This window comes from Phenylobacterium sp. (assembly GCF_036501465.1).
Lineage (GTDB): Bacteria > Pseudomonadota > Alphaproteobacteria > Caulobacterales > Caulobacteraceae > Phenylobacterium.
The window spans coordinates 76,465-91,036 of the sequence record NZ_DASYAF010000146.1; the positions used below are offsets into that span (position 1 = coordinate 76,465).

18 protein-coding genes are annotated in these 14,572 nt (G+C 71.2%); 11 read left to right on the top strand and 7 right to left on the bottom strand.

Going from position 1 to position 14,572, the window contains the following annotated elements:
* Positions 1 to 204 precede the first annotated feature (204 nt).
* Positions 205 to 519: a helix-turn-helix domain-containing protein gene (locus VGL85_RS15990; protein WP_331589958.1), complete on the top strand. Its 315-nt coding sequence runs from the start codon at positions 205 to 207 to the stop codon at positions 517 to 519.
* Here the strand turns inward: VGL85_RS15990 and VGL85_RS15995 are convergent.
* Positions 516 to 800, bottom strand: coding sequence for a hypothetical protein (locus VGL85_RS15995; RefSeq protein ID WP_331589959.1), 285 nt, complete (start codon positions 798 to 800; stop codon positions 516 to 518). The two genes, VGL85_RS15990 and VGL85_RS15995, sit on opposite strands and share 4 nt — an antisense overlap.
* A gap of 78 nt (positions 801 to 878) precedes the next feature.
* Positions 879 to 1,490: a polyhydroxyalkanoate synthesis repressor PhaR gene (phaR, locus tag VGL85_RS16000; protein ID WP_331589961.1), complete on the bottom strand. Its 612-nt coding sequence runs from the start codon at positions 1,488 to 1,490 to the stop codon at positions 879 to 881.
* Between the two features lie 168 nt (positions 1,491 to 1,658).
* On the opposite strand from phaR, the gene VGL85_RS16005 reads away from it, so the two are divergent.
* The 3 genes from VGL85_RS16005 (at position 1,659) to VGL85_RS16015 (ending at position 4,531) form a co-directional block, all read left to right on the top strand.
* Entirely contained in the window at positions 1,659 to 2,846 is a 1,188-nt protein-coding gene (locus tag VGL85_RS16005; RefSeq protein WP_331589963.1) for an acetyl-CoA C-acetyltransferase, read from the top strand.
* 64 nt (positions 2,847 to 2,910) lie between these two features.
* Complete coding sequence (locus VGL85_RS16010) at positions 2,911 to 3,636, top strand: beta-ketoacyl-ACP reductase (RefSeq protein WP_331589964.1); 726 nt, start codon at positions 2,911 to 2,913, stop codon at positions 3,634 to 3,636.
* 166 nt (positions 3,637 to 3,802) lie between these two features.
* Entirely contained in the window at positions 3,803 to 4,531 is a 729-nt protein-coding gene (locus tag VGL85_RS16015; RefSeq protein ID WP_331589966.1) for a DUF4908 domain-containing protein, read from the top strand.
* Positions 4,532 to 4,544: 13 nt separating this feature from the next.
* On the opposite strand, the gene gloB is transcribed toward VGL85_RS16015, so the two are convergent.
* Complete coding sequence (gene gloB / locus VGL85_RS16020) at positions 4,545 to 5,306, bottom strand: hydroxyacylglutathione hydrolase (RefSeq protein ID WP_331589967.1); 762 nt, start codon at positions 5,304 to 5,306, stop codon at positions 4,545 to 4,547.
* A 74-nt stretch (positions 5,307 to 5,380) separates the two neighbouring features.
* Between gloB and VGL85_RS16025 the strand changes: the two genes are divergently transcribed.
* Entirely contained in the window at positions 5,381 to 6,235 is an 855-nt protein-coding gene (locus tag VGL85_RS16025) for a class I SAM-dependent methyltransferase (protein ID WP_331589968.1), read from the top strand.
* Positions 6,232 to 6,576: a P-II family nitrogen regulator gene (locus VGL85_RS16030; RefSeq protein ID WP_331589969.1), complete on the top strand. Its 345-nt coding sequence runs from the start codon at positions 6,232 to 6,234 to the stop codon at positions 6,574 to 6,576. Before VGL85_RS16025 ends, VGL85_RS16030 begins: the two co-directional genes overlap by 4 nt.
* A 10-nt stretch (positions 6,577 to 6,586) precedes the next feature.
* Here VGL85_RS16030 and VGL85_RS16035 read toward each other — a convergent pair whose 3' ends face one another.
* On the bottom strand, positions 6,587 to 7,729 hold the full coding sequence (locus VGL85_RS16035; protein WP_331589970.1) for a hypothetical protein: 1,143 nt from the start codon (positions 7,727 to 7,729) through the stop codon (positions 6,587 to 6,589).
* Between the two features lie 122 nt (positions 7,730 to 7,851).
* Between VGL85_RS16035 and VGL85_RS16040 the strand changes: the two genes are divergently transcribed.
* The gene (locus VGL85_RS16040; RefSeq protein ID WP_331589971.1) at positions 7,852 to 8,406 is read left to right on the top strand and encodes an SRPBCC family protein; all 555 of its coding nucleotides are present in this window, start codon (positions 7,852 to 7,854) and stop codon (positions 8,404 to 8,406) included.
* On the opposite strand, the gene VGL85_RS16045 is transcribed toward VGL85_RS16040, so the two are convergent.
* The 3 genes from VGL85_RS16045 to metX form a co-directional block, all read right to left on the bottom strand.
* On the bottom strand, positions 8,384 to 9,025 hold the full coding sequence (locus VGL85_RS16045; protein ID WP_331589972.1) for a hypothetical protein: 642 nt from the start codon (positions 9,023 to 9,025) through the stop codon (positions 8,384 to 8,386). The two genes, VGL85_RS16040 and VGL85_RS16045, sit on opposite strands and share 23 nt — an antisense overlap.
* Before the next feature lie 82 nt (positions 9,026 to 9,107).
* On the bottom strand, positions 9,108 to 9,830 hold the full coding sequence (gene metW, locus VGL85_RS16050; RefSeq protein ID WP_331589973.1) for a methionine biosynthesis protein MetW: 723 nt from the start codon (positions 9,828 to 9,830) through the stop codon (positions 9,108 to 9,110).
* A complete protein-coding gene (gene metX / locus VGL85_RS16055; RefSeq protein ID WP_331589974.1) occupies positions 9,831 to 10,997 on the bottom strand; it encodes a homoserine O-acetyltransferase MetX in 1,167 nt (388 codons plus the stop codon). It abuts the gene before it with no gap.
* A 121-nt stretch (positions 10,998 to 11,118) separates the two neighbouring features.
* On the opposite strand from metX, the gene VGL85_RS16060 reads away from it, so the two are divergent.
* The 4 genes from VGL85_RS16060 (at position 11,119) to VGL85_RS16075 (ending at position 14,570) form a co-directional block, all read left to right on the top strand.
* On the top strand, positions 11,119 to 11,613 hold the full coding sequence (locus VGL85_RS16060; RefSeq protein ID WP_331589975.1) for a histidine phosphatase family protein: 495 nt from the start codon (positions 11,119 to 11,121) through the stop codon (positions 11,611 to 11,613).
* A gap of 16 nt (positions 11,614 to 11,629) precedes the next feature.
* Entirely contained in the window at positions 11,630 to 11,971 is a 342-nt protein-coding gene (locus tag VGL85_RS16065; protein ID WP_331589976.1) for a DUF952 domain-containing protein, read from the top strand.
* Entirely contained in the window at positions 11,968 to 13,008 is a 1,041-nt protein-coding gene (locus VGL85_RS16070; protein WP_331589977.1) for a quinone-dependent dihydroorotate dehydrogenase, read from the top strand. Before VGL85_RS16065 ends, VGL85_RS16070 begins: the two co-directional genes overlap by 4 nt.
* 71 nt (positions 13,009 to 13,079) lie before the next feature.
* Complete coding sequence (locus tag VGL85_RS16075; protein ID WP_331589978.1) at positions 13,080 to 14,570, top strand: HAMP domain-containing sensor histidine kinase; 1,491 nt, start codon at positions 13,080 to 13,082, stop codon at positions 14,568 to 14,570.
* Positions 14,571 to 14,572 lie beyond the last annotated feature (2 nt).

Genomic DNA, 14,572 nt, shown 5'->3' on the forward strand with positions numbered 1-14,572 from the left:
CAGCCGGCCGGTCTGGCGGCTTTCGGCCCGGGTCATCCGCGACCCGGATGGCTCAGGTGAAGGCCGACAGGATCAGGGCCACGACCGAAACGTCAATGAACCGCTGGAGAACTTGCAGCATGTGGCGCGCCTATGGTCGAACTCTGGGTCGAAAGCCTCAAGCGTCGTTAAGCAAGACCGGCGCCAGAGCGGGACGCGCGGACGATGGCCCTCTTCTTCGACGCCGAATGGTTCGACGCTCGCCTCGGCGAGCGCGGGCTTTCGCGCGCGGTGATGGCGGCCGCGGCAGGGCTGAGCGAGGCGGACCTGGCGCTGGTTTTCAAGGATCAGCGGGAAGTTTCGGCCGCCGAGGTGGCGGCTTTTGCCGAGCTGCTGGGCGCCTCGGCGGCGGAGGCGGCCTCCCGCGCCGGGATCTCGACACCCGGGCCCGGCGCCGATGACGCTGCCGCACGGATCGCGGCCCTGGAACGGCGGGTGGCAGCCTTGGAAGCGGAGCTAGCGCGATTGCGCGGAAGCTAGACGTCCGTCTTCGTCGCCCGGCCCTTGGGCGCGCGGCGGTCGCGGCTGCCGGACCATTCGGTCCGGTTGTAGGTCGTCTTGGCCTGGTCGTGGACATTGGCGCCGGCGCGCAGGCCGCGGCGTTCGCCGATGATCTGGGCTTCGATGGTGGCCGTGCTGGCGACGGGCCCTTTCGGCGGGATGGTGCGCGGCGGGCTGACCGGGATCGGCAGCTGGGCGGCCTCGGCCTCGGCGACCTCGTCTTCGTCGTCCTCAGGCCGGGTGGGCGCGGCCTTGTCCATCCGGCGGATGGAGGGCGATCTGCGGGGCGGCTCGATTGAAGACGTCATAGGGAAGCGACTCGCAAGTTCCGCGCCAGCCTAGCTCTTTCCGGCCAGCTTCTCGATCTGCGCCTGCATCTCCTCCATCTGCTTGCGAAGCGCGCTCAGCGCTTCGTCGGAGGCCGACGGGGCGGGCTCGGCCTTGCGCTGCGCCGGCGCCGGCTCCTCGGCCTTGGCCGGGGCGTAGGCGAAGGGGGAGAACATCTTCATCGCCCGGTCGAACAGGGCGAGGTTCTGGCGCACCTGCTCGTCGAAGACGCTGGCGCCGGGCGTGTGGCCAAGCGCGGAGAACTGCTTGCGCATCCGCTCCTGCTGCTCGGTGAAGCTGGACAGCGACAGCTCGAGATAGGACGGCAGGAAGGCCTGCATGGAATTGCCGTAGAAGCCGATCAGCTGGCGCAGGAACTGGATCGGCAGCAGGCTCTGCCCCTGGCTCTCTTCCTCGAAGATGATCTGGGTCAGGACCGAGCGGGTGATGTCCTCGTTGGTCTTCGCGTCATAGACCACGAAGTCCACATTGCGCTTCACCATGTCGGCGAGGTGTTCGAGGGTGACGTAGCTGGACGAGGCGGTGTTGTAGAGCCTTCGGTTCGCGTACTTCTTGATCACCACCCGTTCGCCCGGCGGCGAACTGTCCTGAGAATCGGCCATCCCAGTTCCTTTACCGGCCCGCGACGTGCGGAGCTTTGTTCTGCGCCGCAGTATCGCGGATGCGAGCGGAATGGCAATCGGCGGCGAAATCACCTGCGCACTTGCGAAAACGGCATGCGCTCCCGATAGATGAGCAGGGGCCCGCTGCTTATCCGAAGGGACTGCGCCATGAGCGATCCTGCCGCTGACATCGTCATCGTTTCCGCCGCCCGCACGCCCGTGGGTTCGTTCAACGGGGCGCTTTCCAGCCTGCCCGCCCACGAGCTGGGCCGGATCGCCATCCTGGCGGCTATCGATCGCGCCGGCATCAAGGCCGCCGACGTGGACGAGGTGGTGATGGGCCAGGTGCTGCAGGCCGGCGCGGGCCAGGGCCCGGCGCGGCAGGCGGCCGTCAACGCCGGCATCCCGGTGGAGAGCCCGGCCTGGAGCCTGAACCAGCTCTGCGGCTCGGGCCTGCGCGCTGTCGCCCTGGGCGCCCAGCAGATCCTCGACGGCTCGGCCGAGATCGTCATCGCCGGCGGCCAGGAGAGCATGAGCCAGTCGCCGCACGCGGCCAATGTGCGCAACGGCCATAAGATGGGCGACCTGTCCTTCGTCGACACCATGATCAAGGACGGGCTGTGGGACGCGTTCCACGGCTACCACATGGGCCAGACGGCCGAGAACATCGCCGCCCGCTGGCAGATCACCCGCGAGGACCAGGACAAGTTCGCCGTCGCCTCGCAGAACAAGGCCGAGGCGGCCCAGACCTCCGGCCGGTTCAAGGACGAGATCGCGCCCGTCACCATCAAGGGCCGCAAGGGCGACACCGTCGTCGACCAGGACGAATACATCCGCCACGGCGCGACGCTGGAGGCCATGGCGGCCTTGAAGCCGGCCTTCGCCAAGGAGGGCAGCGTCACCGCCGCCAACGCCTCGGGCCTTAACGACGGGGCCGCGGCCCTGGTGCTGATGCGCGCCGACGAGGCCAAGAAGCGCGGCCTGAAGCCCATGGCCCGCATCGCCTCCTGGGCCCACGCCGGGGTCGACCCGGAGATCATGGGCACCGGCCCGATCCCCGCCAGCCGCAAGGCGCTGGAAAAGGCCGGCTGGTCGGTGGGCGACCTCGACCTGGTGGAATCCAACGAGGCCTTCGCAGCCCAGTCGATCTGCGTGGTGCGCGACCTCGGCCTCGATCCGGCCAAGGTCAACGTCAACGGCGGCGCCATCGCCATCGGCCATCCGATCGGCGCGTCCGGCGCGCGCATCCTGACCACCCTGCTGCACGAGATGGGCCGCCGTGACGCCAAGAAGGGCCTGGCGACGCTCTGCGTCGGCGGCGGCATGGGCGTGGCCATGTGCGTCGAAAAGCTGTGATGACCGTTTGAGATGAACGGCGAGCGCCGGATCAACCGGCGCCGTGCGATTTGGAGGCGACAGGATGGCGAGAGTGGCTTTGGTCACGGGCGGGACCCGCGGCATCGGTCGGGCGATCGTCGAGCGGCTCTCCGCCGACGGTATCAGGGTGGCCGCGGGCTACTCCGGCAACGACGAGGCCGCCGAAGCCCTGAAGCGCGAGACCGGCGCCATGGTGATCAAGGGCAACGTCGGCGTGATCGAGGACTGCCGCCGTGCGGTGGAGGCGGTGGAGGCCGAACTCGGCCCGATCGAGATCCTGGTCAACAACGCCGGCATCACCCGCGACGGGGTCTTCCACAAGATGACGCCCGAGCAGTGGAGCGACGTGATCCGGGTCAACATGGACAGCCTGTTCAACATGACCCGTCAGGTGATCGAGGGCATGCGCGACCGCGGGTGGGGCCGGATCGTCAACATCTCCTCGATCAACGGCCAGAAGGGCCAGATGGGCCAGACCAACTATTCCGCCGCCAAGGCCGGGATGATCGGCTTCACCAAGGCCCTGGCGCTGGAGAACGCCAGGAAGGGCGTGACGGTGAACTGCATCGCGCCCGGCTACATCGACACCGAGATGGTGCAGGCGGTTCCGGAGAAGGTGCTGGAGGGCATTATCGCCCAGATTCCGGTAGGGCGGCTGGGCCGCGGCGAGGAGATCGCCGACATGGTCGCCTTCCTGGCCGGCGAGCGGGCCGGATATGTGACCGGAACGACACTATCGCTGAATGGCGGACAGTACCTCGTCGGCTAAGGCGCAGCTGTCGGGGGAAGGCCGCGGCCACGTCCAAAAAGCGCCCCACTCGCCCGGCATCCCGTTCGGTGTGATGACGGCCAAGCCCACGGCTTCCTCGAGGCGCCTACCGCCTGCCGGCTTGGCCGGCGGCTACGCGGCCGCGTCCGCCGCCTTGGTCCTGTCCATGGCCTTGGCGCTTGGATTGCCGTCGCCCGCCGCGGCCGGGCCGCTGGACAAGCTGCGCCACGGGCTGCTGGGCGACCATTCCAGCGATGGGCGGCAGTCGTCCACGCCGGTGGTGGCGCGCTACGTCTCGGAGGACGGCGACGTCTTCACCCTGGATCGCAGCCAGCCCAGGCCGCTCCTGAAGTTCGAGAACACCGGCGAAGTCTGGGTGCTGCGGCCGCAGCCCGCCTCGCGCGGCGACATCATCTTCAAGAACGAGGTGGGCGAGCCCCTTCTGCGCGCCACGCGCCTGGGCGGAATGACCCTCTTCACCGACCACCGGCCGGAGGGCGAGGCGGCCGCCTTCCTGGGCCCCGCCGCGCCGCTGCACATCACGGTGCTGAGCCCGCAGACCCTGAGCGTGCGCCTGCTCCAGGCCAGTATCCACGTGGGCCATCTGCTGCATCACACGGTGGTTTTCGAGGCCGAGGACATTTCGCCGGCCTCTTCGGGCCTGGTCGCCGACGCCGCCCTGGTCACCACGCTGGCGGTCGAGCGCAGCGTCGACAAGCCGGAGGCGCAGGGCTTCCTCGCCAGGCTGAAGCGGGTGTTCATGATCGAGGGCCACAAGCCTTCGGCGCAATTCGATCCGACTGGCACCCTCACCATCACGCTCGCGCCCGACCAGGGTGTCGCGGGCCGGCCGTCGTCGGACCGGATCATCCGGATCGCCGAGACCTTCCGCTGAGCCGCAACGCCGCTCAGCCCTTGAAGCCGTCCTTGGCCGCGCGCACCGCGCCGAAGGCGGCATAGTCCGGCTGGCCGCCGGCGCCGACCCGCGCCGCCAGCTTCGGCGCGCGCAGGAAGGGATTGGTGGCCTTCTCCAGGGCGATGGTGGTGGGCACGGTGGGCTCGCCGCGCTCGCGCATGGCGAAGATCCGATCCGCCCGCGCCTTCAGCCCGGGATCGTCGTCCACCGAGAGCGCGAAGCGGGCATTCGAGGCGGTGTATTCGTGGGCGCAGTAGACCGTGGTCTCGTCCGGCAGGGCGGCCAGCCGCTGCAGACTGGTCCACATCTGCTCCGCCGTGCCCTCGAACAGTCGCCCGCAGCCCAGGGCGAACAGGGTGTCGCCCACGAAGGCGATGCGGTCGGCGGCGTCGAAATAGGTGATGTGGCCCAGGGTGTGGCCGCCGGTCTCCAGCACCTCGAAGCGGGTCTGCCCCAGCATGACGACGTCGCCGCCCGCGACTTGGCGGTCCAGCGGCGCGATCCGCGTGACCTCGCCCGGCCCGACGATCGAGCAGCCGGTGGCGGCCTTGATCTCGGCGTTGCCGCCGGCGTGGTCGGGGTGCCAGTGGGTGTTGAGGATCAGGTCCAGCGTCCAGCCCAGCTTGTCCAGTTCGGCGAGGATGGCGCCGGCGTCCGGGGTGTCGATGGTGGCGGCCAGGCCCGTGGCCTCGTCCTTCGCCAGGAAGCCATAGTTGTCCTCGAGGCAGGGGAACTGATGAACGGTGAGCGGCATGATGGGCTCCTGCCTTGGTGGGCTGCGCACGATTTAGGTTGGCGAGAACGGTTCGTCGAGCATAGCCATGCGTCATGCGCCGCGACGTGCTTGAGCTTCGCCAGTTCTACGCCTCCGATCTGGGCAAGGCGGCGCGCGCCATGGTCGGGCGCAAGGTGATCGAGGCGTGGGGTGACGCGCGCGGCCTCGACGTGCTGGCGCTGGGCTATGCGACGCCCTTCGTGACCGAGGCCCGCCGCGCCGCGCGGCGTGTGGTGGGCGCCATGCCGGCCCAGCAGGGCGTCGAGGTCTGGCCGGCGGGCGAGGCCAATCTCACCACCCTTGTGGGCGAGGACGCCCTGCCGTTCCCCAACGCCCTGTTCGACCGCATCCTGGTCGCCCACGGGGTGGAGGAGAGCCCTGATCCCCTGGCCTTCCTGCGTGAGGTCTGGCGCGTGCTGGCGCCGTCCGGGAAGGTGGTCGTCGTGGTGGCCGCGCGCAACGGCCTGTGGGCCAACACCGAGAAGACGCCGTTCGGCCAGGGTCGGCCCTACAGCCGCGCCCAGATGGCCGAGCTGCTGCGCGAGGCCGAGCTGGAGCCGTCGGGCTGGACCCGGGCGCTCTATGTCCCGCCGGTGGGCTGGATGGCCGGCTGGGCCGAGGGCTTCGAGCAGACCGGCTCGCGCCTGTGGCCGGGCTTCGCGGGCCTGCTGCTGATGGAGGCGGTGAAGCAGACCTTCGCGGTGAAGCCCAAGGGCCACGCCCAGCGGGTGCGCCGCGCGCGGCCGATCCTGGCGCCGGCGCCCAGCGGCGCGGGCGCCACGCGATCGCCGGTTTCGCAGGCGCCGAAGCGTCTGTCGCAGCGCAACCCCTTGGAGCGCGGCTGGGAAAGCCTTAGCGTCGAAAACCTTGCCGCTGGGCTCAAAGGGAAGGGAAAGGCCGCCCCATGAAGATGATCGTGGCGATCATCAAGCCGAGCCGGCTCGACGCCGTGCTCGACGCCGTCACCGAGGCGGGCGCCTCGGGCCTGACGGTCACCGAGGTGCGCGGCTACGGCCGCCAGCGCGGCAAGACCGAGGTCTATCGCGGCGCCGAATACGAGGTGAAGCTGCTGCCGAAGGTGAAGCTGGAGATCGCCGTCCCGTCGGATATCGCAGACGCGGTGGTCGAAGCCGTCTCGCGCACCGCCAACACCGGCAAGATCGGCGACGGCAAGGTCTTCGTCATGGACCTCGAACAGGCGCTGCGCATCCGCACCGGCGACCGCGACGCCGCCGCCATCGCCGGCTAGGGCGGCGCCCCTACGGCCGCCGGCCCGACTCGCGCAGGCGGATCAGTTCGTCGGGGCTCAGCTTGCCGCTCGTCTGGTTGGCGGTGCGGATGAAGCTGGAGCTGACGCCGCGGTCGCGCAGCTTGATGATCTCGTCGACGCTCAGCCGGTCATAGCCCAAGGCGCGCAGCTCGCCGACGAAACCGCCGGAGACGCCATGGTCGCGCATGCGCTCCAGGTCCTCAGGCGATAGGCGATAGCCGGCCTGGACCACCTCGGCCACATAGCCGGCGCTGACCCCGTGGTCGCGCATCCTGGCCACCTGTTCGGCGCCGAGATTGCGATAGCCGGCGTCGGCCAGACCCTTCAGGTAGCTGGCGGACACCCCGTGGTCGCGCATGTGCACCAGGTCGTCCGCCTTCAGGCCCGTGAAGCCGTAGGACCGCAGTTCGGCGACATAGGTGGTCGAGACGCCGTGGTCGCGCATGCGGATCAGGCTCTCCACGTCGCCGACCCGATAGCCGGCGGCGTCCATGGCGGTCAGGTATTTCAGGTTCGCCGCATGGGTGGCGGCGCGCACCAGGCTCCTGGCGTCGGGCGTCGCGTAGCGCTGCCGCTTCAGCTCATCGAGATAGGCGAAGCCCATGTCGCTCATCGCCAGTTCGAACTGCGGATAGGCCTCCAGCGGCCCGGCCACGCCGCGCTTGTTGAGCGCCGCCGGGAAGGCGGCGTTGGCGGCGTATTCGCACGTGCCGACGCCCCGGCCTTCGCTGGTCACGCCATGGCAGCGGAAGTCGCCGGCGTCGCGATGCAGGATGAAGCTCACCTGGCCGCCGGCGCCGGAAAGCTGGACGGTGGAGAGGCCGGAAAGGTCCGCGGCGGGGATCGTGCGGCCCCACCAGTGATTGCCGTGCAGGCTGGTGTAGCCCATCTCGAAATCGATCGAACCGGCCGCCGCGTCGGCGGCCTTGGTCCTGTCGATGCGCCAGTCGAGGTGCGACGGCACGGTGTCGTCCTCGCCCCAGCTCCAGTCGTGAGTATAGGTTCCGGCCGGCGGTGCGGGCGGCGCCACCGGAGCGGGCGGCGCGGGTGGCGCAGGCGGAGCCGCGACGGCGGCGAGAGCGACGAGGCCGGCGGCGGCCAGAGCCCCGGCGAACAGAGTGGTCTTGGACATCGTTGGGCCCTTCCCCAAAAGGACAATCGGTCAGGATGAAGGGGGAAGCGGCCCGCAAGGTCACCTTAATTCGCGGACAGGTTTCGGCGGGCCGGGCTAAGCTGGCCGCGGAGGGACCCGCCATGACCCTGGACGCCTCGCTCGCCTCGCCGCCCGCCATCGAGGCCGGCGCGCCGATGATCGCGCGGACCGAACGGATCGCCATCGAGCGTCCGCCGACGGAGGTTTTCGCCTATGTGGTCGAAGGCCCGCTGGCGCGGATGATCCCGGTCACCCGGCGTCTGCCGGGGGTCAGCGGGACGAGCCTGCTCACCGCCGGCCCCTGGGGCGGCGTGGGCCAGCGCCGCCACGTCCATCTCACCGACGGCTCGCAGACCACCGAACAGGTGCTGGAGGCCGTCCCCGGCGAACGGTTCCGCTACGAGGTCTGGGACTATTCCACCGCCGCGGCCAGGCCGATCGCCTACGCCCTGGGCGATTTCCGGTTCGCGGCGGCCGGCGCCGGCGCGCGCACCGATCTGGCCTGGACCTACGCCTTCCGCCTGCGGCCCGACGTCTTCCCGGGCAATCTCGGCGGCCTCGGCCGTAGGCTCATGCGGCTCGCCTTCATCGACACCGCCTACGCCCAGCTGATGCGGGCCTCGCTCGCGGCGATCAAGGCGCAGGTGGAGGGCTAGGGGCCGGGCCCGGGCAGGCCTTTCCGCGCTGGCGCATGTCGGCCGCCGTCGCCTCGTCCTCCGCCAGCGCCTCGCAGGCGTCGGTGACCAGCGGGCCATCGGAGGTCGAGAAGCTGATCCGGCCCGGCATCGCCGGCAGGCCGGATAGCCCGATGAAGGTGTCGCCCGCCGGGTCCTCGCCCAGCGAAAGCCCATACTCGCGCCCCGGCTCGACCAGGCAGACGGTCCGCACCGTGCGGTGGTCATAGCTCAGCGTCATGGCGCGCACGTCCCCCGGGCAGGGGTTCGGCAGGGGCGGCGCGGCGTCGAACTTGCCCCTGCACGCGATCGGCCGGTCGAAGGTCGCCGCCACGACCAGCAGCCCCGGCCGCACCACCGCGCCGCGGGCGGGGAAGGAGCGCACCATCTTTGGCCGGTCCGCGCGCGCGCCGGGCTCCGGCGGCAGGCACTTGGCGGCGGTCACCGTCAGCTCCGAGATCGCCCGGGTCGCGGTGACCACCAGCTCGGAAACCGAAGGCGTGGGCGGCTTGCGCGCCGGCTCCGCGGCGGCCGCCGACCCTGCGAGCGCCCAGGCGGCGCCGAGGCCGATCCAGCCCAGTCGTCCGGGTCCCTTCGCCATGACCAGCCTCGTCACGCCCGCTGTGGGATACAGACGTATCCTGCGTCCGGGGATGGCGCGCCGCAAGCCTTCCGCGGCGCCCTTAAGCCTTCGTCCGCCTGCGCCGCGGCTTCGCCGGCGCCTCCGGTCTCGGCAGCGCCACCTCGCCGAACAGGTCCTTGGGCGTTTCGGCCGAGCGGTCCTCGGCCCGGCGGCTGAGCAGGAACAGCGCCGTCTCCGAGCGCCAGTTCTCGACCATCCCGTCCGGGCGGATCGGCCGCGCCCGCTGGCCCGCCGACAGGGCCGCGCAGGCGTCCACCCGCAGGTCCAGCTCGCGGCAGAGGTCGGTGAAGTCGCGCAGGGTGCACAGGTGGATGTTGGGCGTCGACCACCAGGGGTCGGGCAGCGCCCGAGTCTCCGGCATCCGCCCGCGCGCCATCAGCGACAGCCGCATCCGCCAATGGCCGAAGTTCGGCACCGAGACGATGGCCTGCTCGGCGATGCGCAGCAGTTCGGAGAGCACGTGGCGGGGCTCGCGCATCTGCTGCAGGGTCTTCGACAGGATCGCGTAGTCGAAGGCGCGGCTGGGGAAGTGGTCCAGGTCGCGGTCGCCGTCGCCTTGCACCACCGCCAGGCCCTTGGCCAGGCACGCCGCGACGCCCGCCGGGCTGATCTCCAGCCCCTGGCCGTCGACGCGCTTCTCACGGGTCAGCAGCTCCAGGAGCTCGCCGTCCTCGCAGCCCACGTCCAGCACCCGCGCGCCAGGCCGCACGAGCCTGAGGATCTCGGCGAAGTCCTCGCGCCCAGTCTTGATATTCGGGCCCACCTAGAGCCCCCGCGCCTGGGCGGCCGAGGCGAAGAAGCCGCGCAGCGCCGCGTCGAACTGCGGCTCGTCGAGGAAGAAGGCGTCGTGGCCCTTGTCGGTCTCGATCTCGGCGAAGCTGGCGCGGCAGCCGGCGGCGTTCAGCGCGCGCACGATGTCGCGGCTCTCGCCGGTCGGGTAGAGCCAGTCGGAGGAGAAGGAGAGCACACAGAAGCGCACGCCACGCGCCTTGGCGAAGGCGTTCGCCAGCACGCCCTCGTGCCGCCCGGCCAGGTCGAAGTAGTCGAGCGCACGGGTGATGTAGAGGTAGGAATTGGCGTCGAACCGGTCGACGAAGCTGGTCCCTTGGTGGCGCAGGTAGCTCTCCACCTGGAAGTCGGCGTCGAAGCCCCAGGAAAGCCCGTCGCGCTGCAGCTCGCGGCCGAATTTCCGCTGCAGCGCCGTTTCCGACAGATAGGTGATGTGCGCGGCCATGCGCGCCACCGCCAGCCCCTTTTCCGGGCGCAAGCCGGCGGCTTCATAGTCGCCGCCCCGCCAGTCGGGGTCGGCCATGATCGCCTGGCGGCCCACCTCGTGGAAGGCGATGTTCTGGGCCGAATGGCGTGGCGCGGCGGCGATGCACACCGCGCTGAACAGCTTTTCCGGATAGTCGGCCGCCCATTGCAGCACCTGCATGCCGCCCATGGAGCCGCCGACCACGGCGAACAGGGTCTCAATGCCCAGGTGCGCGATCAGCATCGCCTGGGCGCGGACCATGTCGGCGATGGTGATCACCGGGAAGCTGAGCGCGTAGGGCTGGCCGGTCTTCGGATTGGTCGAGGCCGGACCGGTCGAACCCATGCAGCCGCCGATCACATTGGTGGCGATGATGAAGTAGCGCTGCGGATCGAGCGTCAGGCCGGGCCCGATCACCCGGCCCCACCAGCCCGGTCGCCCGGTTACCGGGTTGACCGAGCCCGCGTGCTGGTCGCCGGTCAGCGCGTGGCAGACCAGGACGGCGTTGGTCCTGGTCTCGTTGAGGCGGCCGTAGGTCTTGTAGCCGATCTCCAGCGGCGACAGCGTCGCGCCTGAGTCCAGGCGCAGCGGCTTGCTCGCCGCGGAACGCCAGGTCCCGCCGCCGGTCTCGATCTCTGGCCCGATCTGCGGCTTGGGGTCCGCGCCTGCGTCCATCGGCGCCTTGGAACCGCCAAGCCCCATGCGTGTCAATGGCTGGGGCTGTTGGGACAAAGGCGCGCGGCGCCTTCGCAGGGCCTCCGAGCGCGGCTATGAGGGGGCGGGTTTGGGAGCGTCCATGCATCGGCTGATCCTCTTGCGGCACGGCAAGGCGGAGGCGGAATCCGCCAGTGGCGAGGATTTCGACCGCCGTCTCGCTCCGCGCGGCGTGGCGGAATCGGCCCAGATGGCGGCCCAGCTCGTCGACATGGGCTTCTTCCCCGACCTGGTGCTGGTCTCGACTGCGGCGCGCACGCGCGAGACCTGGGCGGCGGCGGAAGCCTGCTTCCCCCAGGCCCGCGCCGTCTTCGAGCCCGAGCTCTATCACGCCGATTCCCGCGGCGTTCGCCGCGAGGCCGAGCGCGCCGGCGCCGGGGCCGGCACGGTGATGGTGGTGGGCCACAATCCGGGCCTGCAGGAGCTGGCCGTCCAGCTGTTGATGGAGGGCCATTCGCCGCCCTCCCTGGTGGCCAGGGCCGCGCGCCAGTTCCCCACCGCGGCGGCGGCGGTGTTCCTGTTCGACGGCGAGGGCCGGCCGGCCCTCGACGGCCTGTTCTTCCCCGACCACGACTAGGCCCAGGGTTCGGGCCGTGAGCCGCATCTACAAGATCCTGAGCCGGGCCGAATGGACCGCCGCTGAGGCCGCCGGGCGGTTCGAAGGCTCGGCGGTCGATCGGAAGGACGGCTTCATCCACTTCTCCACCGCCGCCCAGGCGGGCGAGACGGCGCGCCGCCACTTCGCCGGCCAGGCCGACCTGGTGGTGCTGGCGCTTGAGGCCGAAGATCTGGGCGGCGCCCTGCGCTGGGAGCCCTCGCGCGGCGGCGACCTCTTTCCGCACCTGTACGGGGTGCTGGATACAGGCCTGGTGCGCGCCGTCACCGCGGCGCCGCTGGGCGCGGACGGCGTCCCGGACCTGGGCGCGCTGCCATGAGCCTGCATGGCCTCGCCACCCGCGCCCTGCGCGCCCTGGACCCGGAGGACGCCCACGGCTGGGCGATCCGCGGGCTGAAGCTGGGGCTGGGGCCGGCCGGCGGGCGCGACGATCCGATCCTGGCCACCGAGCTTGCCGGCCTGACGCTGGCCAACCCGGTGGGCCTGGCGCCCGGCTTCGACAAGGACGCCGAGGTGTTCGCGCCCATGCTGCGCGCCGGCTTCGGCTTCGTGGAGTGCGGCACGGTCACGCCCCTGCCGCAGGCCGGCAATCCGCGCCCGCGCCTCTTCCGCCTCTCGCAGGACCGGGCGGTGATCAACCGGATGGGCTTCAACAACCAGGGGCTGGAGGCGTTCGCCGGCCGGCTCGCGAAGCCTGCGCCCGGCGTGGTCGGCGCCAACATTGGAGCCAACAAGGACTCCGAGGACCGGATCGGCGACTATGTGACGGGGCTGCGTCGACTCTGGGGCCTCGCGAGCTATTTCACCATCAACGTTTCCTCGCCCAATACGCCCGGCCTGCGCGCCCTGCAGACCAAGGCCGCGCTGGAGGAGCTGCTGGGCCGCCTGGCCGAGGCGGCGGCCGCCCTGCCGGCCCAGGGCCGCGTCCCGATGTTCCTGAAGGTCGCGCCCGACCTGGAGGCCGGCGAGGTCGAGGCGATCGTCCAGGCCTGCATCGCCCAGGGCCTGTCGGGCGTCATGGTCTCCAACACCACCGTCTCGCGCCCGCCGCTGAGGTCCCGGTTCCGCGAGGAGGCCGGCGGCCTGTCCGGCGCGCCGCTGGCGGCGCTCTCGACCCGGGTCCTCAGGGACTTCGCGGCCGCCGCCGCCGGCCGGCTGGCCCTGGTCGGGGTCGGCGGCATCGCCACGGGCGCCGACGCCTACGCCAGGATCCGCGCCGGGGCCTGCGCGGTGCAGCTCTATTCGGCGCTGGTGTTCGAAGGCCCGGGCCTGGTGACCCATATCAAGCGCGATCTGGCTCAGCGGCTTCGCGCCGACGGTTTCGGCTCGGTGACCGCCGCTGTGGGCGTATCCTAGCGCCGGCCCGGGGCTTGCAGCCCTGCGGTCGCGTTGCCGAAGCGGCTGTGCTGGATTAACTCGGAAGGACGATGGCGGACTCCGCCCCTACGCCACAGGCGCCCGACCGGCCGACCCGTCGCCGCTTCTTCTGGCCGGGCGGCCTTTCCGCGCGCCTGCTCACGCTGACCATCCTGTTCGTCGCCTTCGCCGCCGCCTTCGCCCTGCCGCCGGCGCTCGCCTCGTTCGAGGACCAGTGGCTGCTCGACCGCATCCGCGCCGGCGAGATCGCGTCGCTCGCGCCGGAAGCCACGCCCGACCGCAAGGTTTCTCAGCCCATCACCGCCCAACTTCTGGAAGGCGCGGGCGTGGTGCGCATCGCCATCCAGGCCGACGGCGTTCGCCGGCTGGTGCTGGGCGGCACGACCTTGGCCCACACGCCCTATCTGGTGGACCTGCGCGGCCAGGCGCCGGTCTCCTGGCTGTTCGCGCCCTTCCAGACCCTGTTCGGCGGCGACGGCCGGTTCGTCCGGGTGATCGCCAGCCCCACCTTCCTCAAGGCCGACTTCGTGGAGGTGGTGGCGCCCGACGCCGAGCTGAAGCGCGGCCTGATCTCCTACCTCTGGAAGCTGGTGTTCGTGGCGGCCTTCGTGTCCACCGCCGCCGGAGCCCTGGTCTATCTGACGCTGAATTTCTTCCTGGTGCGGCCCATGCAGCGGATCACCAAGGCGATGGAGCGCTTCCGCGCCGACCCGGAGGATCCCGAGGCCCACGTGCCGCTCTCCGGCCGCCGTGACGAGGTGGGCCGCGCCGAGGCCGAGCTCGACCGCATGCAGGCCGATCTGCGCGTGGCGCTGAACGCCCGCGCCAGGCTGGCCGCGCTCGGCGAGGCGGTGGCGAAGATCAACCACGACCTGAAGAACATGCTGACGAGCGCCCAGATCGCCTCGGAGCGGCTGGCGGCGCTGAAGGACCCCAAGGTCTCCCAGGCCCTGCCCAGGCTGGAGCGGGCGTTGGACCGGGCGGTGAAGCTCGCCTCGGGCGTGCTGACCTATGGCAAGAGCGAGGAGGCCGCGCCAGAGCCCCGGCCCGTGGCCCTGGCCGCCGCGGTCGCCGCCGCCGCCGACGAGGCGCGCCTGGCCGAACTGCAGGTGCGGCTTTCCAATGAGGTCGGCAAGACCGACCAGGTGGTCGCCGACCCCGACCAGTTGCACCGCATCCTCGCCAACCTGCTGCGCAACGCCCGCCAGGCGATCGAACACCAGGAAGGCCGCCGCACCCCGGGCCGGGTGAGCGTGAGCCTTGCCCGTGATGGCGACCTGAGCCTGATCCGCGTGGCCGACAACGGCCCCGGCCTGCCGGAGCGGGTGCAGGAGCGGCTGTTCCAGCCCTTCGCCGGGTCAGGCCGGCCGGGCGGCACGGGCCTGGGCCTGGCGATCGCGCGCGAACTCGCCCAGGCGCATGGCGGCGACCTCACCTTGGTGGCGACGGGGCCCGCGGGCTCGACCTTCGAACTGCGGCTGCCGGGCGCCCCGCCGCCGGCCCACGCGCGCCGGCGCCCCGCGGCCCGCGCTAAGACCTAGGA

Excerpts from the sequence above, each read along its gene's own strand:
- VGL85_RS15990 (WP_331589958.1), top strand. The coding sequence starts at position 205 with ATGGCCCTCTTCTTCGACGCCGAATGGTTCGACGCTCGCCTCGGCGAG.
- VGL85_RS15995 (WP_331589959.1), bottom strand. The coding sequence starts at position 800 with ATGGACAAGGCCGCGCCCACCCGGCCTGAGGACGACGAAGACGAGGTC.
- phaR (WP_331589961.1), bottom strand. The coding sequence starts at position 1,490 with ATGGCCGATTCTCAGGACAGTTCGCCGCCGGGCGAACGGGTGGTGATC.
- VGL85_RS16005 (WP_331589963.1), top strand. The coding sequence starts at position 1,659 with ATGAGCGATCCTGCCGCTGACATCGTCATCGTTTCCGCCGCCCGCACG.
- VGL85_RS16010 (WP_331589964.1), top strand. The coding sequence starts at position 2,911 with ATGGCGAGAGTGGCTTTGGTCACGGGCGGGACCCGCGGCATCGGTCGG.
- VGL85_RS16015 (WP_331589966.1), top strand. The coding sequence starts at position 3,803 with ATGGCCTTGGCGCTTGGATTGCCGTCGCCCGCCGCGGCCGGGCCGCTG.
- gloB (WP_331589967.1), bottom strand. The coding sequence starts at position 5,306 with ATGCCGCTCACCGTTCATCAGTTCCCCTGCCTCGAGGACAACTATGGC.
- VGL85_RS16025 (WP_331589968.1), top strand. The coding sequence starts at position 5,381 with ATGCGCCGCGACGTGCTTGAGCTTCGCCAGTTCTACGCCTCCGATCTG.
- VGL85_RS16030 (WP_331589969.1), top strand. The coding sequence starts at position 6,232 with ATGAAGATGATCGTGGCGATCATCAAGCCGAGCCGGCTCGACGCCGTG.
- VGL85_RS16035 (WP_331589970.1), bottom strand. The coding sequence starts at position 7,729 with ATGTCCAAGACCACTCTGTTCGCCGGGGCTCTGGCCGCCGCCGGCCTC.
- VGL85_RS16040 (WP_331589971.1), top strand. The coding sequence starts at position 7,852 with ATGACCCTGGACGCCTCGCTCGCCTCGCCGCCCGCCATCGAGGCCGGC.
- VGL85_RS16045 (WP_331589972.1), bottom strand. The coding sequence starts at position 9,025 with ATGGCGAAGGGACCCGGACGACTGGGCTGGATCGGCCTCGGCGCCGCC.
- metX (WP_331589974.1), bottom strand. The coding sequence starts at position 10,997 with ATGGACGCAGGCGCGGACCCCAAGCCGCAGATCGGGCCAGAGATCGAG.
- VGL85_RS16060 (WP_331589975.1), top strand. The coding sequence starts at position 11,119 with ATGCATCGGCTGATCCTCTTGCGGCACGGCAAGGCGGAGGCGGAATCC.
- VGL85_RS16070 (WP_331589977.1), top strand. The coding sequence starts at position 11,968 with ATGAGCCTGCATGGCCTCGCCACCCGCGCCCTGCGCGCCCTGGACCCG.
- VGL85_RS16075 (WP_331589978.1), top strand. The coding sequence starts at position 13,080 with ATGGCGGACTCCGCCCCTACGCCACAGGCGCCCGACCGGCCGACCCGT.